At 71.2% G+C, this 22,179-nt stretch carries 19 protein-coding genes; 11 read left to right on the top strand and 8 right to left on the bottom strand.

The annotated features are described in order from the left end of the window. Positions 1-26: 26 nt before the first annotated feature. Positions 27-290, bottom strand: coding sequence for a GlsB/YeaQ/YmgE family stress response membrane protein (locus ACWGJB_RS35785; RefSeq protein ID WP_453384207.1), 264 nt, complete (start codon positions 288-290; stop codon positions 27-29). A 217-nt stretch (positions 291-507) separates the two neighbouring features. On the opposite strand from ACWGJB_RS35785, the gene ACWGJB_RS35780 reads away from it, so the two are divergent. Then, entirely contained in the window at positions 508-1,938 is a 1,431-nt protein-coding gene (locus tag ACWGJB_RS35780; RefSeq protein ID WP_453384206.1) for a hydrolase, read from the top strand. Here the strand turns inward: ACWGJB_RS35780 and ACWGJB_RS35775 are convergent. Together ACWGJB_RS35775 and ACWGJB_RS35770 are read right to left on the bottom strand one after the other, a co-directional pair. Next, entirely contained in the window at positions 1,925-4,675 is a 2,751-nt protein-coding gene (locus ACWGJB_RS35775) for a glycoside hydrolase family 2 protein (protein WP_453384205.1), read from the bottom strand. The two genes, ACWGJB_RS35780 and ACWGJB_RS35775, sit on opposite strands and share 14 nt — an antisense overlap. 112 nt (positions 4,676-4,787) lie before the next feature. Beyond that, entirely contained in the window at positions 4,788-5,975 is a 1,188-nt protein-coding gene (locus tag ACWGJB_RS35770) for an ROK family protein (RefSeq protein ID WP_453384204.1), read from the bottom strand. 139 nt (positions 5,976-6,114) lie between these two features. Here ACWGJB_RS35770 and ACWGJB_RS35765 point away from each other — a divergent pair, with 139 nt between their 5' ends. From ACWGJB_RS35765 to ACWGJB_RS35755, 3 genes are all read left to right on the top strand, one after another. Beyond that, complete coding sequence (locus tag ACWGJB_RS35765; protein ID WP_453384203.1) at positions 6,115-7,593, top strand: APC family permease; 1,479 nt, start codon at positions 6,115-6,117, stop codon at positions 7,591-7,593. A 62-nt stretch (positions 7,594-7,655) separates the two neighbouring features. Beyond that, complete coding sequence (locus ACWGJB_RS35760; RefSeq protein ID WP_453384202.1) at positions 7,656-8,186, top strand: GNAT family N-acetyltransferase; 531 nt, start codon at positions 7,656-7,658, stop codon at positions 8,184-8,186. A 67-nt stretch (positions 8,187-8,253) separates the two neighbouring features. Further along, positions 8,254-9,021, top strand: coding sequence for an ArsR/SmtB family transcription factor (locus tag ACWGJB_RS35755; protein WP_453384201.1), 768 nt, complete (start codon positions 8,254-8,256; stop codon positions 9,019-9,021). Between the two features lie 74 nt (positions 9,022-9,095). Here the strand turns inward: ACWGJB_RS35755 and ACWGJB_RS35750 are convergent, their stop codons facing one another. Both ACWGJB_RS35750 and ACWGJB_RS35745 read right to left on the bottom strand, forming a co-directional pair. Next, on the bottom strand, positions 9,096-9,536 hold the full coding sequence (locus tag ACWGJB_RS35750; RefSeq protein ID WP_453384200.1) for an SPW repeat protein: 441 nt from the start codon (positions 9,534-9,536) through the stop codon (positions 9,096-9,098). 200 nt (positions 9,537-9,736) lie between these two features. Next, on the bottom strand, positions 9,737-10,324 hold the full coding sequence (locus ACWGJB_RS35745; protein ID WP_453384199.1) for an RNA polymerase sigma factor: 588 nt from the start codon (positions 10,322-10,324) through the stop codon (positions 9,737-9,739). Positions 10,325-10,499: 175 nt separating this feature from the next. Between ACWGJB_RS35745 and ACWGJB_RS35740 the strand changes: the two genes are divergently transcribed. Further along, positions 10,500-11,537 (top strand): MerR family transcriptional regulator, encoded by a 1,038-nt coding sequence (locus ACWGJB_RS35740; RefSeq protein WP_453384198.1) that lies wholly within the window; start codon positions 10,500-10,502, stop codon positions 11,535-11,537. 345 nt (positions 11,538-11,882) lie between these two features. Here ACWGJB_RS35740 and ACWGJB_RS35735 read toward each other — a convergent pair whose 3' ends face one another. Both ACWGJB_RS35735 and ACWGJB_RS35730 read right to left on the bottom strand, forming a co-directional pair. Beyond that, positions 11,883-13,256 (bottom strand): cryptochrome/photolyase family protein, encoded by a 1,374-nt coding sequence (locus ACWGJB_RS35735; RefSeq protein ID WP_453384197.1) that lies wholly within the window; start codon positions 13,254-13,256, stop codon positions 11,883-11,885. Between the two features lie 74 nt (positions 13,257-13,330). Then, complete coding sequence (locus ACWGJB_RS35730; protein WP_453384196.1) at positions 13,331-14,860, bottom strand: SDR family oxidoreductase; 1,530 nt, start codon at positions 14,858-14,860, stop codon at positions 13,331-13,333. A gap of 210 nt (positions 14,861-15,070) precedes the next feature. Here ACWGJB_RS35730 and ACWGJB_RS35725 point away from each other — a divergent pair, with 210 nt between their 5' ends. The 5 genes from ACWGJB_RS35725 (at position 15,071) to ACWGJB_RS35705 (ending at position 19,506) form a co-directional block, all read left to right on the top strand. Further along, positions 15,071-15,259: a hypothetical protein gene (locus ACWGJB_RS35725; RefSeq protein ID WP_362576390.1), complete on the top strand. Its 189-nt coding sequence runs from the start codon at positions 15,071-15,073 to the stop codon at positions 15,257-15,259. Positions 15,260-15,421: 162 nt separating this feature from the next. Beyond that, positions 15,422-16,507 carry an S-(hydroxymethyl)mycothiol dehydrogenase gene (locus ACWGJB_RS35720; RefSeq protein ID WP_453384195.1) on the top strand — a complete coding sequence of 362 codons (1,086 nt, stop codon included), beginning with the start codon at positions 15,422-15,424 and terminating at the stop codon, positions 16,505-16,507. A gap of 290 nt (positions 16,508-16,797) precedes the next feature. Next, complete coding sequence (locus ACWGJB_RS35715) at positions 16,798-17,160, top strand: bifunctional 3-phenylpropionate/cinnamic acid dioxygenase ferredoxin subunit (RefSeq protein WP_382530847.1); 363 nt, start codon at positions 16,798-16,800, stop codon at positions 17,158-17,160. Further along, positions 17,157-18,320: an NAD(P)/FAD-dependent oxidoreductase gene (locus tag ACWGJB_RS35710; RefSeq protein ID WP_453384194.1), complete on the top strand. Its 1,164-nt coding sequence runs from the start codon at positions 17,157-17,159 to the stop codon at positions 18,318-18,320. Before ACWGJB_RS35715 ends, ACWGJB_RS35710 begins: the two co-directional genes overlap by 4 nt. A gap of 52 nt (positions 18,321-18,372) precedes the next feature. Next, positions 18,373-19,506 carry an aromatic ring-hydroxylating oxygenase subunit alpha gene (locus ACWGJB_RS35705; RefSeq protein ID WP_453384193.1) on the top strand — a complete coding sequence of 378 codons (1,134 nt, stop codon included), beginning with the start codon at positions 18,373-18,375 and terminating at the stop codon, positions 19,504-19,506. 6 nt (positions 19,507-19,512) lie between these two features. Here ACWGJB_RS35705 and ACWGJB_RS35700 read toward each other — a convergent pair whose 3' ends face one another. Continuing rightward, positions 19,513-20,310, bottom strand: coding sequence for an IclR family transcriptional regulator (locus ACWGJB_RS35700; RefSeq protein WP_453384192.1), 798 nt, complete (start codon positions 20,308-20,310; stop codon positions 19,513-19,515). 150 nt (positions 20,311-20,460) lie between these two features. Here ACWGJB_RS35700 and betA point away from each other — a divergent pair, with 150 nt between their 5' ends. Further along, positions 20,461-22,131, top strand: coding sequence for a choline dehydrogenase (betA, locus tag ACWGJB_RS35695; RefSeq protein WP_453384191.1), 1,671 nt, complete (start codon positions 20,461-20,463; stop codon positions 22,129-22,131). Positions 22,132-22,179: the final 48 nt, after the last annotated feature.

The raw sequence follows: 22,179 nt of genomic DNA, 5'->3' as shown, positions 1-22,179 counted from the left end.
GCGCTTCGGCCGCCGACGTGCTCCGGCTAGCGGCGGGCCCTGGTCCGGTCGAGTGCCGCCACGCCCAGCGCCGCCAGCGCGATCTGGATGAACCACTCGATCCAGTCCGGCCCCTTGGTGTCCGCCACGCCGAAGCCGGCCGCGATCGCCGAGCCCAGCAGAGCCGCCACGATGCCGACGACGATGGTCAGCAGAATGCCGATGTGCTGGCGGCCGGGAACGACCAGGCGCCCCAGCACACCGATGATGATACCGATGACGATGGCACTGATGATGCCCGAGATCTCCATGTCCGCCCTTCTTCGTCTGTACTCCGCTGAAGTCCAATCTGCCCGCTCAATCGGCAGGCAGTCCCGTCCGGTTGTTACAGCGGTTTTCTGTTCATCGATCCGACATGCCATGTACCTTTCAATGAGTCGACGCGTGTAGAAATCTCAACCGGGTTCTACGCGCGAAGAGTTGGCGTCCCCACCGCCTCTACCCCACCCCCTCATGGAGGTTCGCCGGATGTTCGGATCCAGCAGATCCCGCCACAGAATCACCACCGCCCTGGCCGGGTTCGCCCTGCTCACCACGGGAGCCGCCCTCCAGGTCGGCACCGCGGCCGCCCCCGCGCACGCGGCCACCACCTACCGCGTCCTGTTCGACGACGGCCACGCCGAGGAGGCGGGCAACGCGGACTGGATCATCTCCACCAGCAAGCCCGATCCGCTCTCCCAGGACTCCTCGCCCTCCTCGGAGACGGACTGGACCGGCGCCCTCTCGTCATGGGGCGTCGCCCTCCAGAAGACCGGCAGCTACAGCCTCAAGACCGCCACCAGTGCGCTGACGTACGGCGGTTCGTCGACGACCGACCTGTCGAACTTCGACGCGTTGGTACTGCCCGAGCCGAACACGCTGTTCACGACCGCCGAGAAGACGGCGATCATGAACTTCGTGAAGAACGGCGGCGGCCTCTTCATGGTCTCCGACCACACCGGCGCCGACCGCAACAACGACGGCGAGGACGCCGTCGAGATCTTCAACGACCTGATGACGAACAACAGCGTCGACTCGACCGACCCGTTCGGCTTCTCGATCGACACGCTCGACATCAGCTCCGGCTACCCGGCCGCGATCAGTGACAGCACCGACCCGGTCCTGCACGGCTCCTTCGGCACCGTCACCAAGAGCCTGATCGCCGACGGTACGACGGCGACACTGAAGCCGTCGGACAACTCCGCCGTCAAGGGCCTGCTCTACCGCAGCGGTTACTCCGGCAACACCGGCGCCTTCTTCGCCACCAGCGCCTTCGGCAGCGGGCGGGTCGCCTTCTGGGGCGACAGCTCGCCCATCGACGACGGCACCGGCCAGTCCGGCAACACGCTGTACGACGGCTGGAACGACAGCGGCGCCACCAACGCGGCCCTCGCCCTGAACGCCACCGCCTGGCTCGCCGGGGGCGGCAGCAGCGGCGGAGGCGGCGGGGGTGGTGGTGGCGGCACCTGCACCGCCGCCCAGCTGCTCGGCAACCCCGGCTTCGAGTCCGGCAACACCACCTGGACCGCCAGCAGCGGGGTCATCACCAACTCCAGCAGCGAGGCCGCCCGCACCGGCTCGTACAAGGCCTGGCTCGACGGCTACGGATCGGCCCACACCGACACGCTGTCCCAGTCGGTGACCATTCCGTCCGGCTGCTCCGCGACCCTCAGCTTCTATCTGCACGTGGACACCGCGGAGACCACTACCAGCACCGCCTACGACAAGCTGACGGTGACCGCCGGATCCACCACCCTGGCCACGTACTCGAACCTCAACGCGGCCTCCGGATACGTCCTCAAGAGCCTCGACGTCTCCTCCCTGGCCGGCACCACGGCCACCATCAAGTTCACCGGCGTCGAGGGGTCGACCCTCCAGACGTCCTTCGTCATCGACGACTCCGCGCTCAACGTGAGCTGAGCCCGGCGGACGGTTCCGGCGCGGCTGCCGGAACCGTCCGCTCCGCCGCGTTCCAGCCGGAGACCCGCACCCGGGGCTCCGAGCCGTGCAGATCGGCGGTGCGGTAGGTGGCCGTGAGGGTCGCCGACTCGCCCGGCCACAGGCTGACCTCGTTGTCCGACCAGCGCACCGGCAGTACCGGCCTGCCGTTCGCGTCGACGAGATGGACGTCCGTCAGCAGCGCCGGAGTCTTGTCCGTACCGGCGTTGCGGACCGTCACCGTGGTGGTCGACATGCCGTCCGCGGCCGTGGTCGACGCCGTGGCCGTGACCGGCACCTGGGCCATCGACGTCAGCCCCTTCAGATCCGCGTAGCTGGTCGTCGGCGTGTGGTACCAGTCGGTGCTCGCCCAGTCGAGGGTGTCCGCCTTGGTGGAGAGCCAGTAGACGTTGCGGCTCACCTCCTGGCCGGCCGCGTCGGTCAGGACCAGCCGTACCAGGTACGTGGACGACAGTCCGCTCACCGACGCCGGCAGGGTGAACGCGGTGGTGTGCGCGCCGTCGCCCTTGACCGAGAGACCGGTGACGGTCCGGTCGTACTTCTGGGTGCCGTCCGGGTCGAAGAGCGTCGCCCGCGCGGTGAGCTGGGACGCCGCGGCGTGCCGGTTGTTGACCACGGCCACCGAGCGGTCGTCGTACGAGTACTGGACGTGCAGTGGCTCGTTGGCCTTCTTCGCGCCGAAGTAGGCGCCGCCCTGGTCGAGGTAACGGTCCATCAGCTGCCAGTGCAGGGACGTCCAGCCGCTGTTGAACATCCAGTAGACGACCCCGGTGGACGGCTTGGAGGCGTCGGTCTGGTTGCGTCCGTACGCCTCGTACTGGGCGCGGACGTTCTCGTACTGGGCGAGCTGCGCCTTGCGCACGTAGTCCGTGAGGCTCTTCGGGGCGCCGTAACGGCCGGTGAGGGCGTCGTCGTAGATCTTGAGGGTGCCGAAGACCGGGGACGGGGAGCGGTGGTACTGCCTGAGGTCCGGGTTCTTCCAGAGCGTGTCCAGCTCGGCCGGGGTCATCATGCGGCGCAGGGTGTCGAGGGTGGGGATGTCCGGGCCGGCGCTGGTCTCGGAGTTGAAGCCGGTGGCGCCGCCCTCCCGCTTGGCGTACCAGTAGCCCGGCGGGATCCAGTCGTAGGGGCCGGTCATCTTCATGCCCGAACTGCCCAGCTGCGGAGTGGAGTTGTCGGAGGCGGCGGAGACCACGGGGACGGTCCAGTCGGCGGCGTTCAGGGCGTCCAGGTAGGTCTTCTCGATCTTCGCGTCGGGGGCGAAGTCGCTGCCGATCAGGAACGAGACGACGCTCGGGTGGTCCCGCAGCCGGGCGGCCTCGGCGGCCATGGAGGCCTGGGCGACCGGGTAGTCGGCGGCCGTCCACTTCTCGCCCCGCTCGCCGTCGCCGTTGACCTGGCCCTCCCACTTGTCGCAGCACTCCCAGCCGGGCAGGGTGAGGATGCCGTACCGGTCGGCGATGTCGAAGAACTCGTCGGGCTCGATGTGGCCTTCCAGGCGGATGGCGTTGAGGCCGAGGTCGAGCGCGTACTTCAGGCGGTCCTCGGCATAGGTCCGGTCCCAGCGCAGGAACTCGTCCGGTGACCAGCCGCCGCCCTTGATCAGCAGCTTGCGGCCGTTGATCGAGTACTGGCGGGCGCCGTCGGAGTTCAGCGGTGCCTGGACGTCACGGATGCCGAAGCTCTCGTGCGCGGTGTCCGACGCCGTGCCGGCGACGGAGGCGGTGAGATCGAGGTCGTACAGCGGTTGGCCGCCCATGCCGGCCGGCCACCACACCTTCGGGGAGGTGAGGTGCAGGCCGGGGACGTCGGCGGGGGTGAAGGTGACGGTCTTGGTCTGGTGGGCGGCGAGGGCGACCGACCTGGTGACCGCCACGCCGGCGACCGTGCCGGAGACCTCGGCGGTGACCGGCGTGTCGGAGTCGTTGCGGGCCTGCGCCCGCACCGTCAGGTCGGCCGTCGCCAGGGACGGCACCGCCAGCTTGGTCACCACGTGCGCGTCGCGCAGCGCGACCGGGCCGCCGCGCCGGACCAGGACGTCACGGACGATGCCCATGTTCTGGTCGGGCGGCGGCTGCAGCCAGTCGATCCAGCCCATGGTGAGGTTCTTGTCCGGGTCGTTGGGCTGGATACGGAAGGCGACCGTGTTCGTCCCGCCCTTGACCAGGGAGGTGACGTCCAGCTCGTGGTGCGTGTAGGCGCCGGTGACGTCGGCGGTCGTCGCGACCCGGTGGCCGTTGACGTAGACGTCGGCCGCCGAGATCACTCCGCTGAAGTCCAGATAGGTGCGCTGTGAGGGGTCCGCCACGGTGAAGTCGCTGCGGTACCACCAGGGCACCTGGAAGGGTGATTTGGGGATCTTCTGCAGGTTGGTGGAGACGAACGGGTCGTCGTACACGCCGTCGGCGAGGAGTGCGGCCAGCACCGTGGACCGGGGGCCCGCCGGATACCAGCCCTTGGCCGGATAGCCGGGGGAGGAGACCGTCGCCGCCGAGTCGCTCACGTCGGCCGTCGACCGGATCGCGTAGCCGGACAGCGCGGTCTGCGACCCGGCGGTGGACGGCACACGGGTGATCCGGGCGGACCCGTGGGCCGGGTCGCGGGCCCCGGCCCAGGCGCTGGTGTTGAGTGAACCGAGCAGGCCCAGGGCCACGGCGGCCGTGGCGAGGCGGTGTCCGGGGTCGCGGCGAGGGAACACGGTGGTCTCCAGGCTCGTAAAGTTAGGAAACTTTACTAACCCGGCTCAAGCTAGGGTCCCAAAAGGGCCGTGTCAATCACCGTGGCGCCCGCGCGAGTTGGCGGCGGCGGATTCAGGACGCGGCCGACCTGCGCTCGAAGACCAGGTCACGGGCGGTGCCGAGGGCCGTGGCCACCGCGCCCAGCAGCACCGCGTCCTCGCCGAGCCGGCTGGGCGCGAGCTTCGGGCGCAGCGGGGTGAGCGTGCGCAGATGGTCCCGTACCGGACGCAGCAGCAGGTCGACGCTGTGGCCGACACCGCCGCCGAGCACCACCAGGTCGGGGTCGAGTACGGCCGCGGCGGCCGCCACCGTATGGGCGATCCGCTCGCCCTCGAGCCGTACGGCCTCGACGGCGGCCGGGTCGCCCTGCCGGGCCGCGTCGAACACGGACTTCGCGGTGAGCTGCCCGGTCATCCCGAACCGGCGCGCCGCCTCGACCACGGCCACCCCCGACACCGCGTCCTCCAGCCGCTCCGGCTTGCGCTGCCGCCCGGGCCAGGGCAGGAAGCCGATCTCCCCGGCGAGTCCGTGGGCGCCCGTGAACAGCCGCCCCTCGCTGACGACCCCCATCCCCAGACCGGTGCCGATCATGATGTACGCGAACAGCCGGCTGCCCGCCCCGACGCCGTACGTGTACTCGCCGAGCGCCGCGAGATTGGCGTCGTTGTGCACCTCCAGCGGGACGCCCAGCTCCCCGTGCATCCGGTCGAACAGCCCGGCGCGTCCCCAGCCCGGCAGGTGCATCGCGTACCGCACCCGCCGCTGCCGCTCGTCGTACACGCCTGGCGTGCCCACCACCCCGTGCACCACCTCGGCCGGATCGACCCCGGAGTTGGCGACGACCTGCCGTGCGGTGGTGACCAGCAGGTCGGCCATGGCGTCCGAACCGCGGGCCCGGTTGCGCACGTCGGAGCGGGCGACCAGGGTGCCGTCCAGGTCGGCGACCGCCACCCGCAGCCAGCCGCGGCCCACGTCGACGCCGAGCGCGTACCCGGCCGCCGGGTCGGGGGCGTACAGCACGGCGGTGCGGCCGCGCTCCGGCGCATGGGTGCCCACCTCGTGGACCAGGCCCGCCGACTCCAGCGCCGCGAGCGCGCTGGAGACCGTCGGTTTCGACAGGCCGGTCTCGCGGGCGAGTTGGGCACGGGAGGCGGAACCGAGCAGGCGCAGCCGGTCCAGCAGCAGCCGCTCGTTGGTGCTGCGCAGTCGCTGCCGGCTCCAGGGCTTTTCCTGCTGCTCTACGACGTCGCTGGCGGCCATCACACCATTCTCACCGATTCCTGACGCATACTTGACGCATCTAGTAAGGCTCCTTAACTTTATCGGCCATCCCGCCGAATCGGCCGCCGTCTGTCGTCAGCGTCCCGCCTCTTCCCCAGCGCCTCGCTCAGGAGCCCCCATGTCCGGTAGTCCCGGTAGTCCCGGCAGTCCCCTCGGTCCTGGTAGCCCGCCGTCCGACGGCGGTTTCGTCCGGCGCGTCGGCCTGTTCCAGGCCACCGCCATCAACATGAGCCAGATGTGCGGCATCGGCCCGTTCGTGACGATCCCGCTGATGGTGTCCGCGTTCGGCGGCCCGCAGGCGGTGATCGGCTTCGTCGCGGGCGCCCTGCTCGCGCTCTGCGACGGTCTCGTCTGGGCCGAGCTCGGGGCCGCGATGCCCGGCTCCGGCGGCAGTTACGTCTATCTGCGCCAGGCCTTCCAGTACCGCACCGGACGCCTGATGCCGTTCCTGTTCGTCTGGACGGCGATGCTCTTCATCCCGCTGATCATGTCCACGGGTGTGGTCGGCTTCGTGCAGTACCTGGGCTATCTCGCCCCCGGTCTCGGCCAGACCTCCGGCGACCTGGTCGGGCTCGGCATCATCGCCCTGGTGGTGCTCCTGCTGTGGCGGGGCATCGAGCACATCGCGCGGATCACCGCCGTCATGTGGACGGTGATGATCGCCTCGGTGGTGCTGGTGATCGTCGCCGCGGCCTCCGACTTCAGCCCGCACCTCGCCTTCACCTACCCGGCGCACGCCTTCGACCTGACCAGCGACCACTTCTGGCTGGGCTTCGCCGCGGGCCTGACCATCGGCATCTACGACTACCTCGGCTACAACACCACCGCTTACATGGGCGCCGAGATCAAGGACCCGGGCCGCATCCTGCCGCGCTCCATCCTCTTCTCGATCGTCGGCATCATGGCGATCTACCTGCTGCTGCAGATCGGCACGCTCGGCGTCGTCGACTGGCACCGCATGACGAACCCGGGCGACATCGCCTCGACCTCGGTGGCCTCCGCGGTCCTGGAGGAGACCTGGGGCAAGGGCGCCGCCGACACGGTGACCGTGCTGATCCTGATCACGGCCTTCGCCTCGGTCTTCACCGGCCTGCTCGGCGGCTCCAGGGTGCCCTACGACGCGGCCCGCGACCGGGTCTTCTTCCGCCCCTACGAGAAGCTCCACCCCAAGCACCGCTTCCCGATGCTGGGCCTGGCCACCATGGGCGTGATCACCGCGATCGGCTTCCTGATCGGCCGCCACACCGACCTGGCCACGCTCATCCAGCTGCTCACCACCGTGATGGTGATCGTGCAGGCACTGGCCCAGATCGTGGCGCTCACCGTGCTGCGCCGCCGCCAGCCGGCGCTGAAACGGCCGTACCGCATGTGGCTCTACCCCGTGCCGAGCATCGTCGCCTTCGCCGGCTGGTGCGTGATCTACGGCTACGCCGACAAGAACTCCCCGGGCCGCCACCCCATCGAGTGGTCCCTGGCCTGGCTCGCCCTCGGCTGCGTGGCGTTCCTGATCTGGGCGCGCCTGGAGAAGGTGTGGCCGTTCGGACGCAAGGAGATCGACGAGGAGTATCTGGCACCCGAGAGCCCGGTCGCGGTGTAGTTTCCGGAACACACGTCAGCCTCACCCGGCGCGGTCAACTGCCGCCGGGTGAGGCTTTTTTCATGTCTGACACCACGGAAACCGCCGACGTCGTCGTCCGCCCGGCCGCCATCGAGGACCGCCCTGCCGTCGAACGGCTGTGGCTGATGTTCCGCCACGACCTGTCCGAGTTCCGCCGGCTGCTGCCCGGTCCCGACGGCACGTTCCGCAGTGAACGCGTCGAGGACGCCTTCTCCTCGCCCGGCTGGGCGCCCTACCTGTTCGTACAGGGCGGGCATCCGGTCGGCTTCGCGTTCGTCCGGGGCCTGGACGCGTCCGTGCGGGTGCTCAACAGCTTCTTCGTGGTCCGCGGCGCACGCCGGACCGGCCTCGGGCTGCGTACCGTCCGTGAGGTCCTCACCCGGCATCAGGGCGGCTGGGCGATCGCGTTCCAGTACGAGAACCCCGGCGCCGTCGCCTTCTGGCGGCGGGTCGCGGCAGAGGTGGCGGGGGACGCCTGGACGGAGGAAACCCGCCAGGTGCCGGGTCGGCCGGAGCTGCCGCCGGACGTGTGGATCTCGTTCGACCTGGGGGGCCGAGGGCGCGCCTCATAGTGCCGATCTTGACATGCAAGGAATTGCCTGCATAACGTTGAGTGTGCGATCAGAGGACGACAGTGGGATGGACCAGGTCTTCAAGGCGCTGGCCGACGACACGCGCAGACGGTTGCTGGACCGTCTGCACGAGCAGAACGGGCAGACGCTGGGCGAGCTGTGCGAGCGCATCGCGATGACCCGGCAGTCGGTGACCCAGCACCTGGCCGTCCTGGAGGCCGCGAACCTGATCAGCACGGTGCGGCGGGGGCGGGAGAAGCTGCACTACCTCAACCCCGTGCCGCTCCACGAGATCCAGGAGCGGTGGATCGACAAGTTCGAGCGCCCGCGCCTGCGCGCGCTCGGCGACCTGAAGCGACGAGCCGAGGAAGCCATGAGCGACAAGCCCAGCTATGTCTACGTCACCTATATCGCCAGCACCCCCGAGAAGGTCTGGGACGCCCTCACGGACGCCGACCTGACCGCCGTCTACTGGGGGCACTCCAACGTCTCCGACTGGCGGCCCGGCTCCCGCTGGGAACATGTGCGCACCGACGGCTCCGGCATCGCCGACGTGGTCGGCACCGTCGTCGAGAGCGAGCGTCCGACCCGGCTGGTCACCAGCTGGGCAGCGCCGGAGCACGAGGGAGAGCCGGACCGGCACTCCCGGGTCACCTTCGACATCCAGCCGCACGCCGACATCGTCCGGCTCACCGTCACCCACGAGGACCTGGACGGCGAGGACGAACTGCGTGCCATCTCGGCCGGCTGGCCGGCCGTGCTGTCCAACCTGAAGTCCCTCATCGAGACCGGCGGTCCGCTCCCGCAGGAGCCCTGGCTGGTGCCCGGCCGGTGAACAACGCGGCGGGGCCGGTCCGCCGTCACCGGACCGGTCCCGCGTCCTCCCTTCTGAGGGGGAGCTCTGTGCGGCTACGACATGGGCGTCCGCCGGGCCGACGAAGCGGCACACACCAGCCCGAGACAGAGTGCCAGCGCGCCGATGATCACGTTGTTGATGATGACGCCCGTGTCCGGGCTGCGGCCGACCACCCAGGGCGCGATGATCATCCAGATACCCAGGGCGCACATGGCCCAGCTGAGGCCGTACATACGCTCCGGAGCCCGGGTGAACCCCAGTGCCAGCAGGCCTATCGCTATGCCCATGATCAGGTTGTGGGTCATCAGCGCCGGCTGGCTCGCGGCGTAGTGGACGATCCACGGGGACGCCGCGCAGTACAGACCGAGCAGGAACACCGGTCCGTCCACGAGGGCCACATCACGACCGCCGAGCATGCGGGCGTAGCGCTCCCGCATCTCGCCTACATCGGGGTGGCTCGATATGTCGCTTCTGCCGTGCGAGACGTTGGCCATGAGTCGTCTCCTTTGACTGTGCAGGCCTGACCGGGTCTGATGCGGGCGTTATACGCCGCTATCAGACATTCTGCTCTTATTTCCTCTTTATGTGTAGAGCGGGACGTGAGTGCCGGAGCGGGTGGGGTGCGTCGACCTGCGTGGAGGTCCGCACCGTTTCTGCATCGAAAAGACGTACGGGTGGCGAACCGGTGAGCGGCTCAGCCGCCCGCCTCCTGCTGGAGACAGCCGCGCAGCCGGCGCAGGCCACGGCGGGCGTGACTCTTGACCGTGCCCAGCGGCCAGCCGGTGCGTTCGGCGATCTGGGTGTGGGTGAGGTCCTCGTAGAAGGCCAGCCGGAGCACCCGCCGCTGAGGGGCGGGCAGCTTGGCCAGCTCGCGCAGGACGATGACCCGGTCGAGGGCCGCCTCGGGCTGCCGGGCCGCGGGATCGGTCAGGGCGAGCGACGAGCCGGCCGACGCGAGCAGGGCGAGCCGGCGGGTCCGGGCGCCCAGCGCGTCGGCGATCTTCCGCCTGGTGATCCCCGTGATCCAGCCGCCGAACGAGCCGCGCTCCGGACGGAAACCCCCGCGCCCACGCCACACCCCGAGGAACACCTGCTGGGTCACGTCCTCCGCCTCCCTGGCATCGCCCAGGGAGCGCCAGGCCATCGTGTGCACCAAGGCCGACCAGCGGTGATAGGCCGCCTCCAGGCAGTCCTCGTCACCCGCCACGAGCCCGCGCGCGAGCTCCTCGTCGGTGAGGGACTCCGCCGGCGCCGACGCGACGGCACTGTCCTGCGGGCTCATGACGGCGGCTCCTCACGTCGCGCGGCCCCCTGCGGGGGAGACTCGGCCCGGCCGGGCGGCTGCCGGAAGGGCGGACTCGGAACGGCCGCCGCCGCGAGCCCCCGGCACCGCCATCGTCCGAGGGACCGAACCAGGTCATCAACTCGCATCGGTTCTGCGTCGTATAGTCGCTGCCATGAGTCAGCCATCCGCGCCCGGGGACTCCCCGAACGGCGAGGTGCAGGACCGGCCCGGACGGTCCGCGACTGCGGCGGACGTCCCCCTGACGACCGGGGCACTGGCCCGTCGGCTGGGGGTGTCGCCCACCACGCTCCGCTCCTGGGACCGCCGCTACGGCATCGGGCCCGCGGTCCGCGCCGAGGGACGGCACCGCCGCTGGACCCCGCAGGATGTGGCCGTGCTCGAGGAGATGTGCCGGCTGACCTCGTCGGGGGTACCGCCGGCCGAGGCCGCCCGTGCCGCCAGGGAGAGGGCCGAGGCACCGCCGGGGACGGCCGGGACGACGGTGCGCCCGCCGGACCGCGGTCCTTCGCACGCGGCCGGCGCGCTGTCGCTCGCCGACGTGCGCCAGGAGTGCCGGGGGCTGGCCCGTGCGGCCGTACGGCTGGACGCCCCGGCCGTCGAGGAACTGCTGACCGCCGCCGTGGAGCAGTACGGCATCGCCGTCGCCTGGCAGGAGGTGATGGTGCCGACCCTGCACGCCGTCGGACGCAAGTGGGTCTCCTCCGGCGACCGTTACGTCGAGGTCGAGCACCTGCTGTCCTGGCATGTCTCCACCGCCCTGCGCTGCCGGACCCCGCCGCCGGACCGGCAGCGCGCCGGACCCGTCGTCCTGGCCTGCGTGCCCGGCGAGCAGCACACCCTGCCGATCGAGGCGCTCAACGCCGGACTGGGTGAACTGCACCTGCCCACCCGCATGTTCGGCGCCGCCGTGCCGGCGGAGGCGCTCGCGGCGGCGGTGCGGCGGCTGGGCCCGTCGGCCGTGGTGCTGTGGGCGCAGGCGCGCTCCACGGCCAGCCTGCCGCTGGCGCGGCATGTCGCCGACACCCAGTGGGGGGTGAAGGGGGCGCGCCGCCGTCCCCTGGTCGTGCTGGGCGGACCCGGCTGGTCCGGTCCGCCGGTCCGCGGAATGCTCCGGCCGCCGAGCCTCCAGCACGCCCTCGACATCCTCTTTGCCGCGTACCGGGAAGGAGCGTCCGCCGAACCGGCCTGACGATCGCATCCGGGGGAGGGCCGGGCAGTGGCCGCCGCATCCGGGGTACCCGGAGGGCGGGAAGTCATTTCCGCACGCGTGCGCCGTTGCGCACGGCCGACGCCGGCCGGGACCCCACCCGGCCGGCGCGCCCTCAGGCTCCGGTCGTTGACGCCCGGCTTCCTCGTGCACACCGGACACGGCGGCCCGCTGCGCTTCGGCGAACCGACACGGTGGCCCCGCACCCCGCCCGAGCTGGTCACGGGGCGGTTCGCCGGCCCCGCGACCTCGCGGCCACCCGGCTGCTGTCGGTCCGGGACATGCTCGCCCACGAAATGCCAGTGGGGGGCCGTGCGCGGGGTTCCTTCAGTCGTGGGCGCGCGCTCGCTTGAAGCGGGCGAGGCCTTCGGACAGCTCGACGACCGGGTCCGGGTAGTCGGCAAGACCGTACCGGTCCGGCCCCCGCAGCTTCCAGGGCTCGTGTACCGCCGGGCCGTCGACCGCGGCGAGTTCGGGAACCCAGCGGCGGACGTACGCCCCGTCGGGGTCGTAGCGCTTGGCCTGGGTCACGGGGTTGAGGACGCGGTTGGGGCGGGTGTCGGTGCCGGTGCCCGCCATCCACTGCCAGTTGAGCTGGTTGTTGGCGATGTCGCCGTCGACCAGGAGGTCCAGGAAGTGGCGGGCGCCCACGCGCCAGTCGACGTACAGGGTCTTGGCGAGGAAACTCGCGGCCAGCAGCCGGCCGCGGTTGTGCATCCAGCCCTCGTGGCGCAGCTGGCGCATCGCCGCGTCGATCACCGGGTATCCGGTGCGGCCCTCCTTCCAGGCCTCGATGTCCTCGCGCGCGGCGTACTCGGAGCGCCAGTGATCACGTTTGGTCCGGTAGTCGGCCGTGGCGGCCGTGGGCCGGGCGGCCAGCACCTGGCGGTGGAAGTCCCGCCAGGCGACCTGCCGTACGAAGGCCGCGGCGCCGGGTCCGCCCGCCCTGCGCGCCCGGTGGACCAGTTCGACGGGGGAGAGCGTCCCGAAGTGCAGATGGGGCGAGAGACGGGAGGTGGCGTCGCCCGCCAGGTCGTCGTGGCGGTCCTCGTACGCGCCGATCCCGTCGCGCAGCCAGGCGGACATGTGCCTGCGGCCGATCGTCTCCCCGCCGGCCGCCAGGCCCTCGGAGACTCCGGAGAGGTCCGCGCGGGTGGGCAGGTCCTCGGAGCCGATCCCGTCCGGGACCCGCACGGTGCGCGGCGCGGCCAGCGTGTCCCGCAGTCGCACTCCGGACCACTGGCGGAAGTACGGGGTGAAGACGGCGAAGTGGTCCGAGGAGGCCGGGGTGAGGTCGCCGGGCGTCACGGCGGTGGTCACGGTGTCGTGCACGTGCAGCCGCCGACCCTCCGGCTCCAGCGCCCGGCGCAGCCGCCGTTCCCGCAGCTGGGCGTAGGCGCTGACGTCGCCGGCCAGGTGGACTTCGTCGGCGTCCGTCTCGGCGGCCACCTTGCACACCTCCTCGACGACGTCGCCGGAGCGCACCACCAGCCGCCCGCCCCGCTTGCGCAGACCGCCGTCGAGGTCCCGCAGGCAGTCGGCGAGGAAGGCCATCCGGTTGGGCACGGCGAACCCGGCGTCCGTGACGCCCGTGTCGCGTACGAACAGCGGGACCACCTCGCGGGCTTCGTCGGCCGCCCGCAGCGGCGGATGGTCGTGCAGGCGCAGGTCGGCGGTGAACAGGACGACCGAGACGTTCATGGTGCTTCTCCGGAGTCGAATGGCGGGCGGCCGGTGAGGTACTTCCGGCCCGGCCGGCCCTGCGGATGCGGCCGTCATCCGCGGGGTGTGAATTCCCTCGCGGGAGTGACCGGGGTGCGGGCCGCGGCGAGCGCGATGTTGCGGGCCATGCCGCCGAACACCACCGTGTGGAAGGGTGAGACGCTCCACCAGTAGGCGTGGCCGAGCAGCCCGTGCGGATGGAACACGGCCCGCTGGCGGTAGCGGGTACGGCCCCCGGGATCGGTGTCGGCGTACATCTCCAGCCAGGCGAGACCCGGCAGCCGCATCTCGGCCCGCAGCCGCAGCAGACGGCCGGGCTCGATCTCCTCCACCCGCCAGAAGTCCAGCGAGTCGCCGACCCGCAGCCGCGCCGCGTCCCGCCGCCCCCGGCGCAGCCCCACCCCGCCCACCAGCCGGTCCAGGCCGCCCCGCACCGCCCAGGCCAGCGGGAAGGAGTACCAGCCGTTGTCCCCGCCGATCCCCTCGATCACCCGCCACAGGGCCTCCCGCGAGGCGTCCACGGTCAGCTCCCGCCGGTCCGTGTACAGGCTGCCACCCGCCCAGTCGGGGTCGGTGGGCAGCGGGTCGCTGGGCGCGCCCGGCACCGCCGCCGACGACCAGCGGGTGGTCACCTGCGCGTCCTGGATGCGCTGCAGGGCCAGCCGTACCGCCTCGTCGAAGCCGTACGGATGCCCGGGTGGGTCCGGAACGTACCGCGCGATGTCGTGCTCGTGGCAGACGACCTCGTGGCGCAGCGACTCGGTCAGCGGCCGGGCGATCGACGCGGGGACCGGGGTGACCAGCCCGACCCAGTGACTGGACAGGCCGGGGGTCAGCACCGGCACGGGGAAGATGACCCGGCGGGGCAGTCCGGCGACCGCCGCGTACCGCAGCATCATGTCGCGGTAGGTCAGGACGTCAGGCCCGCCGATGTCGAAGGCGCGGCTGACGCCGGCCGGCATCCGGGCGCTGCCGACGAGATACCGCAGCACGTCCCGGACCGCCACGGGCTGGATGCGGGTGCGCACCCAGCTGGGGGTGACCATGACGGGCAGACGCTCGGTGAGATAGCGCAGCATCTCGAAGGAGACGGAGCCCGAACCGATGACGACCGCGGCCCGCAGTACGGTCGTGGGCACCCCGGAGTCCAGCAGGATGCGGCCCACCTCGGCCCGCGACCGCAGATGCGGCGACAACTCGGATTCCGGCACGCCCGTCGGCGTCAGACCGCCGAGGTAGACGACGCGCCGTACCCCCGCGGCCCGGGCCGCCTCACCGAAGATCCGCGCCGCCTTCCGGTCGGTCGCCTCGAAGTCGTCGCCGCTCCCCAGCGCGTGCACCAGGTAGTAGGCCACGTCGACGCCCCGCATGGCCTCGGCGACGCCGGCGGCGTCCGTGACGTCGCCCCGCACCACCTCCGCCCGCCCGGCCCAGGGATGGTCGCGCAGCTTGCCGGGGGAGCGCGCCAGACAGCGCACCCGATGGCCCTCGGCGAGCAGCTCCGGCACCAGCCTGCCGCCGATGTATCCGGTCGCCCCGGTCACCAGGCAACGCAGGCCGGGGGCGTGGTCGTCAGCGTTCATCAGCTCTGCGTCCTCCGCGTCGGCCCCCCTGGAGATCACTTCCCCGTGTGCCGCCGTTTCGGATGCGGCGGGTTCCATGGTCTGCCCGCCGGGGGCAACGGTCGACCGGGGGCGGTGTACGGCGGGCCTGCGCGGGCTCGCTGGGCATGTCCGCGCCGATCGCGGGCATGCGAACCGGAGGACAGGGGGCCGGATCCGGCCGAAGGAAGGATGCTGGAGGTGTCTGCCGCTATGAGCGCCAAGGTGTTGGAACGTTTCCCCGCCGGAGCTCCGCGGGGATCGTGGCCGGCGGAGGAGTACGCGGCGGAGCGCCGCGCCGCGGGCGAGCCCGCGACGGTCGTGATGGATCTGCGGACCGACGCCTTCCTGGTCGTGGTCCCCGGCCCGGACGACGACTGACTTCCTGGTCACCAGCCGGCTCACGATCGGCTCGGTGGTGAACTTCGCGATGCGGCGGTGTCCTTGACCGCCGGTTCGGGCTCCGCGATGCTGTGTTGCGATATACGAGATGCGTGTCGTCATGGGCAACGTCTCGCCCCCTCTGTCAGTCGAGGAGCGGCCATGTCGCAGCAGGTCCGAGCCGTCGTCGCGCGGAGCAAGGGCGCCCCCGTCGGCGTGGAAACGGTCCTGGTGCCCGATCCCGGCCCGGGTGAGGCACTGGTCAAGGTCGAGGCCTGCGGGGTCTGCCACACCGATCTGCACTACCGCGAGGGCGGGATCAGCGACGACTTCCCGTTCCTGCTGGGACATGAGGCGGCGGGGGTCGTCGAGGCGGTCGGGGACGGGGTCACCGACGTGGCACCCGGCGACTTCGTCATCCTCAACTGGCGGGCCGTGTGCGGACAGTGCCGGGCCTGTCTGCGCGGGCGGCCGTGGTACTGCTTCAGCACGCACAACGCCCGGCAGAAGATGACCCTGACCGACGGCACCGAACTCTCGCCGGCCCTCGGGATCGGCGCCTTCGCCGAGAAGACGCTGGTGGCGGCCGGGCAGTGCACCAGGGTCGACCGGGCCGCGTCGGCGGCGGCCGCCGGGCTGCTCGGCTGCGGGGTGATGGCCGGCATCGGCGCCGCCCTCAACACCGGTGGCGTCGGACGCGGAGACAGCGTCGCCGTGATCGGCTGCGGCGGCGTGGGTGCCGCCGCGGTCCTCGGCTCGAACCTGGCCGGGGCGGCGAGGATCATCGCCGTGGACATCGACGACCGCAAGCTGGCCACGGCGCGACAGCTCGGCGCCACCCACACCGTCAACTCCCGGGAGAGCGACGCCGTGGACGCGGTGCGGGAGCTGACCGGTGGATTCGGCGCCGACGTGGTGATCGAGGCGGTGGGGCGGCCGGAGACCTACCGGCAGGCCTTCTACGCCCGTGACCTCGCCGGGACCGTGGTGCTGGTCGGCGTCCCCACCCCGGAGATGAAACTGGAGCTGCCGCTGCTGGACGTCTTCGGCCGGGGCGGGGCGCTGAAGTCGTCCTGGTACGGGGACTGTCTGCCCTCCCGTGACTTCCCGATGCTCATCGACCTCTATCTGCGGGGCCGCCTCGACCTGGACGCCTTCGTCACCGAGACCATCGCCCTGGACGAGGTCGGGAAGGCCTTCGAGCGGATGCACCACGGTGACGTCCTGCGCTCGGTGGTGCTCCTGTGACGATCCGGGAGCGGATCGACCGCGGTCTCTGACCGCCCCCCCCGCGACGACGCGGCCCTGCCCGGCGACCGAGCCTTCCACGGCACCGGGGCAGGGCCGCGTCGTCGCACGCGAAGGGATGCCTGTTTTCCCTGTTCACCCTTGCTTTCGGGGGCACTTCGGCATGCTCGGGGAGCCGCCGTCGCGGCCCGCGCAAACCGGCGGCTGAACGCCTTGACAACGCTTCGGAACCGCCCCCAGACTGACGTTGCGCTCATCGCAATCCGTTTCGCTATACGCACCGAGGTGTCATGATGATTCCCGCGTGCCGCCTCGCGGATCTGCCGCGAGGCGAGGCCCACCGGCTCGATATCGACCCGCCCGTCTCGGTGTTCCACACCGAGGACGGCGAGCTCTTCGCCATCGACGACACGTGCACCCACCAGGACGCCTCGCTCGCCGACGGCTGGCTGGAGGGCCGCGAGGTCGAATGCCCCCTGCACGCCTCCAAGTTCGACCTGCGAACCGGCGCCGTGGACGCACCCCCGGCCAAGCGCCCGGTCCGCACCCACGAGGTCGTCGTCGAGGACGGCACGGTCTACGTCCGGCTCTCCGCCGACGCCCCCAACCTGCCGCCGTGCGTCGCCGCCCGGCTCGCCGGGGGCGCGGCGTGAGGACGGTCGCCGTGGTGGGCGCCTCGCTGGCCGGACTGTCGGCCGCGCGCTCGCTGCGGCAGCGGGGGTACGACGGCCGGCTGGTCGTCATCGGCGACGAGCCCCATCGCCCGTACGACAGGCCGCCGTTGTCCAAGGAGTTCCTGGCCGGCACCCTCGGCGAGGCGGACCTGGCGCTGGAGCGGGACGACGAGGAACTCCGTGCGGAGTGGCTGCTCGGGACGCGCGCCACCGGGCTGGACCGCGCCGGGCGGGGGATCCGGCTCGCCGACGGCCGGGAGGTCCGTGCCGACGGCGTGGTGGTCGCGACCGGCGCCGCCGCCCGCATCCTGCCCGGCACCGAGGGTCTCGCCGGGGTCCATGTGCTGCGCACCCTCGACGACGCCCGCGCCCTACGGGACGACCTCGCCCGGGGCGGCCGCCTTGTGGTGATCGGCGGCGGGTTCGTCGGCGCCGAGGTCGCCTCCACGGCGTACGCCCTCGGACTCGACGTGACCGTGATCGAGGCGGCGCCGACCCCGCTGGCCGGACCGCTCGGTCCGGCCATGGGCGCCGTCGTCTCCGCCCTCCACGCCGACCACGGTGTACGGCTGTTGTGCGGGGTCGGGGTGAAGGGGCTGAGCGGCGAGCGCCAGGTGGCGGCGGTTCTCCTGGAGGACGGCCGCAGTGTGCCCGCCGACACCGTCGTCGTCGGCGTGGGGGCGCGGCCCTGCGTCGAGTGGCTGGAGGGTTCCGGCGTCGCGCTCGACAACGGCGTGAAGTGCGGCGCCGACGGGCGGACCAGCGTGGCCGGGGTGGTCGCCGTGGGCGACTGCGCCAACTGGTACGACCCGCACACCGGTGGCCATCGAAGGGTCGAGCACTGGACCGGCGCGCTGGAACGGCCGGCCGCCGCCGTCGCCGCGCTTCTCGCGTACGGCGCGACGGAACCGGGTGTCCCCAGGCCCCCGTACTTCTGGTCCGACCAGTACGGCGTGAAGATCCAGTTCGTCGGGCACGCCGCCGGGGCCGACGAGGTGACGGTCGAGGAGGGCTCGACCGACGACCGCAGCTTCCTCGCCGTCTACCGGCGGGCGGGCCGGCCGGTCGCCGTGCTCGGGATGAACCAGCCGCGGCTGTTCACCCGCCTGCGCAAGCAGTTCGGCACCACCGCGTCCTGACCCGGCGCCCGCGCCGTTCCACCGACCCACGACGTTCTCCGAGGAGTGCACCGTGACCTCGACCAGCCTGCCGGACAGCCTGATCGCCACCCTCCCCGGTTCCGCCTACACGGATCCCGGCATCTTCGCCCAGGAACAGGAACACATCTTCGAGACGATGTGGTTCTGCGTCGCCCGCGCGGCGGACCTGCCGAAGCCCGGCGCGTTCCGCACGGTGGACGTGGGCCGCGAGAGCATCCTCGTCACCCGGGCCCGGGACGGGGCGGTCCGTGCCTACTTCAACGTCTGCCGGCACCGCGGGGCCAAGCTGTGCACCGAGGACACCGGCGCGGTCAGGCGCGCCTTCCAGTGCCCGTACCACGCCTGGACCTACGACCTGGACGGCAAGCTGGTCGCGGCCCCCAACCTCACCAAGATGCCCGATGTCGGCCGCACCGAGTACGGCCTGGTGGGCGTGGCCGTGCGGGAATGGCTGGGCTATGTGTGGGTGTGCCTCGCGGAGGACCCGCCGTCCTTCGAGGAGGACGTGCTGGGGGCCGTCGTCGAGCGGCTGGGCGACACCGCGTCGATCGAGCGCTACGACATCGAGCACCTCGCGGTGGGCCGGCGGATCGTCTACGACGTGCGGGCGAACTGGAAGCTCATCGTCGAGAACTTCATGGAGTGCTACCACTGCGCCACCATCCACCCCGAACTCACCGAGGTGCTGCCCGAGTTCGCCGACGGCTACGCGGCGCAGTACTACGTGGGCCACGGCGCCGAGTTCGGCGCGGACGTCGAGGGCTTCACCGTCGACGGTTCCGAGGGGCTGGACCGCATCCCCTCGGTCGCCGCCGACCAGGACCGGCGGTACTACGCGATCACCGTGAAACCGCAGGTGTTCATCAACCTCGTGCCCGACCACGTGATCTTCCACCGGATGTACCCGGTGGCCGTCGACCGGACGGTCGTCGAGTGCGACTGGCTCTACCTTCCGCACGTCGTGGAGAGCGGCAAGGACGTCAGCCGGTCCGTGGAGCTCTTCGACCGGGTCAACCGCCAGGACTTCGACGCCTGCGAACGCACCCAGCCCGGGATGAGCTCACGGCTGTACGCCAAGGGCGGTGTGCTGGTGCCCAGCGAGCACCACATCGGCGCCTTCCACGACTGGGTCCACGAGCGGCTCGGTACCCGGCAGCCGGAGTGAGGGCGCTCAGCCCAGGTACCCCATGCGGTGGCTGATCTCGTGTGCACCCTTGACCAGCACCGGAGCCAGCTCGTGCATACGCTCCTCGGTGAACCGGTAGGACGGTCCGGAGGCGCTGATCGACGCGATGACCTGGCCCTCCCGGTCCCGGATCGGCGCGGCCACGGCGTGCAGCCCGATCTCCAGCTCCTCCAGCGTCCAGGCGTAACCGCGCTCCCGGGCCTCGGCGAGGTTCTTCTCCAGCTTCGCCTTCGTGGAGATGGTGTGCGGGGTGAGCTTCTTCAGGCCCCCGTCCGAGATCAGCGCGGCCCGGTCCTTCGCCGGCAGATGGGCCAGCATGATCTTGCCGCTGGAGGTGGCGTGCAACGGCGTCAGCTGGCCCACCCAGTTGTGCGCGGTGACGGCGGCCGTACCGCGCACCTGGTAGAGGTTGATCGCGTAGTGCTCCTGCATCACCGCGATGTTGACCGTCTCGCCGATCTCCTCTGCCAGCCGCTCGCACACCTGCCGGCCCTGCTGGGTGACGTCGATACGCCCGGTGACGGCGCCCGCCAGACGCACGATGCCGAACCCGAGCGCGTACTTGCCCCGTTCGCCCGCCTGCTCCACCAGACCGCGCGCCTCCAGGGCGCCGAGCAGGCGGAACGCGGTCGACTTGTGTACATCGATCTCGGCGGCCACCTCGCTCACTCCCGCTTCGCCGCGCTGGGCGAGGATCTCCAGGACGCTGATGGCGCGGTCGACGGACTGTACGCCGCCGGAGGATGAGCCGTTCGTTTCTGTGTCCGGACTGTAGTTGCTCATGACGGAACTATACGCGGAGTAAACAACAGCGCCCAAGTAACGCGATGTGAACAAAGATCTTACAAGTTGCGTTGTTCGCAACCTGGTGCGCATTGCGATACCCGTACTAGCATGCCGCGCACATCGACGGCGCGAGCGAGACGAGGCGCGATGGCTCCCTTGCAGTACGACTTCGTCATCGTCGGCGGCGGATCGGCCGGCAGCGCACTGGCGAACCGGCTCTCGGCCGACCCCGGCAACCGGGTGCTGGTGCTGGAGGCGGGCCGCCCGGACTACCCGTGGGACGTGTTCATCCATATGCCCGCGGCGTTGACGTACCCCATCGGAAGCCGTTTCTATGACTGGAAGTACGAGTCCGAGCCGGAGCCCCACATGGGTGGCCGCCGTGTCTACCACGCCCGCGGCAAGGTGCTGGGCGGCTCCAGCAGCATCAACGGCATGATCTTCCAGCGCGGCAACCCCATGGACTACGAGCGCTGGGCCGCCGATCCCGGCATGAAGACCTGGGACTACGCCCACTGCCTGCCGTACTTCCGCCGGATGGAGAACTGTCTGGCCGCCGACCCCGACGACGAGTTCCGTGGCCATGACGGACCGCTCGTGCTGGAACGCGGCCCGGCCGCGGGCCCGCTCTTCTCCGCCTTCCTCAAGGCCACCGAGGAGGCGGGCTACGCGCCCACCGACGACGTCAACGGCTACCGGCAGGAGGGCTTCGCCAGGTTCGACCGCAACGTGCACCGCGGCAGGCGGCTGTCCGCGTCCAAGGCGTACCTCAAGCCCGCCAGGAAACGGCCCAACCTCACCGTGAAGACCCGCGCCCTCGTCACCCGCGTCCTCTTCGAGGGGAAGAAGGCCGTCGGCGTCGAGTACCGGCGCGGCAGGGGCGCCCTCCGGCAGGTCCGGGCCGCCGAGGTCATCCTGTGCGGCGGCGCCGTCAACTCCCCGCAGCTGCTCCAGCTTTCCGGCGTCGGCAACGCCGAGGAACTGCGCGCCCTCGGCGTCGACGTCGTGCAGGATCTGCCGGGCGTCGGCGAGAACCTCCAGGACCACCTCGAGGTGTACATCCAGTACGCCTGCAAGCAGCCCGTCTCCGTGCAGCCGTACCTGGCGAAGTGGCGGGCCCCCTTCATCGGCCTGCAGTGGCTGTTCCGCAAGGGGCCGGCCGCGACGAACCACTTCGAGGCCGGCGGCTTCTGCCGCAGCAACGAGGACGTGGACTACCCCAACCTGATGTTCCACTTCCTGCCCGTCGCGGTCCGCTACGACGGCTCCGTGCCCGCCGGCGGCCACGGCTACCAGGTCCATGTCGGGCCCATGTACTCCGACGCCCTCGGCTCGGTGAAGATCCGGAGCAAGGACCCGCGCGAACACCCGGCGCTGCGCTTCAACTACCTCTCCACCGAGCAGGACCGCCGCGAGTGGATCGAAGCGGTCCGGGTGGCCCGCGAGCTACTCAACCAGCCCGCGCTCGCCCCCTACAACGACGGGGAGATCTCGCCCGGCCCGTCCGTGGCGACGGACGAGGAGATCCTCGCCTGGGTCGCCAAGGACGGCGAGACCGCCCTGCACCCGTCCTGCACCTGCAAGATGGGCACGGACGCGATGTCCGTCGTCGACCCGCTGACCCTGCGGGTGCACGGAGTGGACGGACTGCGCGTGGTCGACGCCTCGGTGATGCCGTACGTCACCAACGGCAACATCTACGCCCCGGTGATGATGATCGCCGAGAAGGCTGCCGACCTCATCCTCGGCAAGGAACCGCTGCCGCCGTCCGATGCCGTCTACTACCGGCACCGCGACGCCCGGAAACAGGCCGGGTAGCGCACTCTGCCCGGACCTCTTGACGGCGGTCGGTCCGTTCGTCAGGGT

It is taken from the genome of Streptomyces sp. NPDC054813 (genome assembly GCF_053611365.1).
The sequence above is the reverse complement of the archived record's forward strand: the minus strand, read 5'-3'. Positions and strand labels throughout refer to the sequence as shown.

Excerpts from the sequence above, each read along its gene's own strand:
- ACWGJB_RS35740 (WP_453384198.1), top strand. The coding sequence starts at position 10,500 with ATGAGTCAGCCATCCGCGCCCGGGGACTCCCCGAACGGCGAGGTGCAG.
- ACWGJB_RS35730 (WP_453384196.1), bottom strand. The coding sequence starts at position 14,860 with ATGAACGCTGACGACCACGCCCCCGGCCTGCGTTGCCTGGTGACCGGG.
- ACWGJB_RS35700 (WP_453384192.1), bottom strand. The coding sequence starts at position 20,310 with ATGAGCAACTACAGTCCGGACACAGAAACGAACGGCTCATCCTCCGGC.
- ACWGJB_RS35720 (WP_453384195.1), top strand. The coding sequence starts at position 15,422 with ATGTCGCAGCAGGTCCGAGCCGTCGTCGCGCGGAGCAAGGGCGCCCCC.
- ACWGJB_RS35765 (WP_453384203.1), top strand. The coding sequence starts at position 6,115 with ATGTCCGGTAGTCCCGGTAGTCCCGGCAGTCCCCTCGGTCCTGGTAGC.
- ACWGJB_RS35770 (WP_453384204.1), bottom strand. The coding sequence starts at position 5,975 with ATGGCCGCCAGCGACGTCGTAGAGCAGCAGGAAAAGCCCTGGAGCCGG.
- ACWGJB_RS35735 (WP_453384197.1), bottom strand. The coding sequence starts at position 13,256 with ATGAACGTCTCGGTCGTCCTGTTCACCGCCGACCTGCGCCTGCACGAC.
- ACWGJB_RS35780 (WP_453384206.1), top strand. The coding sequence starts at position 508 with ATGTTCGGATCCAGCAGATCCCGCCACAGAATCACCACCGCCCTGGCC.
- ACWGJB_RS35745 (WP_453384199.1), bottom strand. The coding sequence starts at position 10,324 with ATGAGCCCGCAGGACAGTGCCGTCGCGTCGGCGCCGGCGGAGTCCCTC.
- ACWGJB_RS35725 (WP_362576390.1), top strand. The coding sequence starts at position 15,071 with ATGCTGGAGGTGTCTGCCGCTATGAGCGCCAAGGTGTTGGAACGTTTC.
- ACWGJB_RS35760 (WP_453384202.1), top strand. The coding sequence starts at position 7,656 with ATGTCTGACACCACGGAAACCGCCGACGTCGTCGTCCGCCCGGCCGCC.
- ACWGJB_RS35785 (WP_453384207.1), bottom strand. The coding sequence starts at position 290 with ATGGAGATCTCGGGCATCATCAGTGCCATCGTCATCGGTATCATCATC.
- ACWGJB_RS35715 (WP_382530847.1), top strand. The coding sequence starts at position 16,798 with ATGATGATTCCCGCGTGCCGCCTCGCGGATCTGCCGCGAGGCGAGGCC.
- ACWGJB_RS35755 (WP_453384201.1), top strand. The coding sequence starts at position 8,254 with ATGGACCAGGTCTTCAAGGCGCTGGCCGACGACACGCGCAGACGGTTG.
- betA (WP_453384191.1), top strand. The coding sequence starts at position 20,461 with ATGGCTCCCTTGCAGTACGACTTCGTCATCGTCGGCGGCGGATCGGCC.
- ACWGJB_RS35750 (WP_453384200.1), bottom strand. The coding sequence starts at position 9,536 with ATGGCCAACGTCTCGCACGGCAGAAGCGACATATCGAGCCACCCCGAT.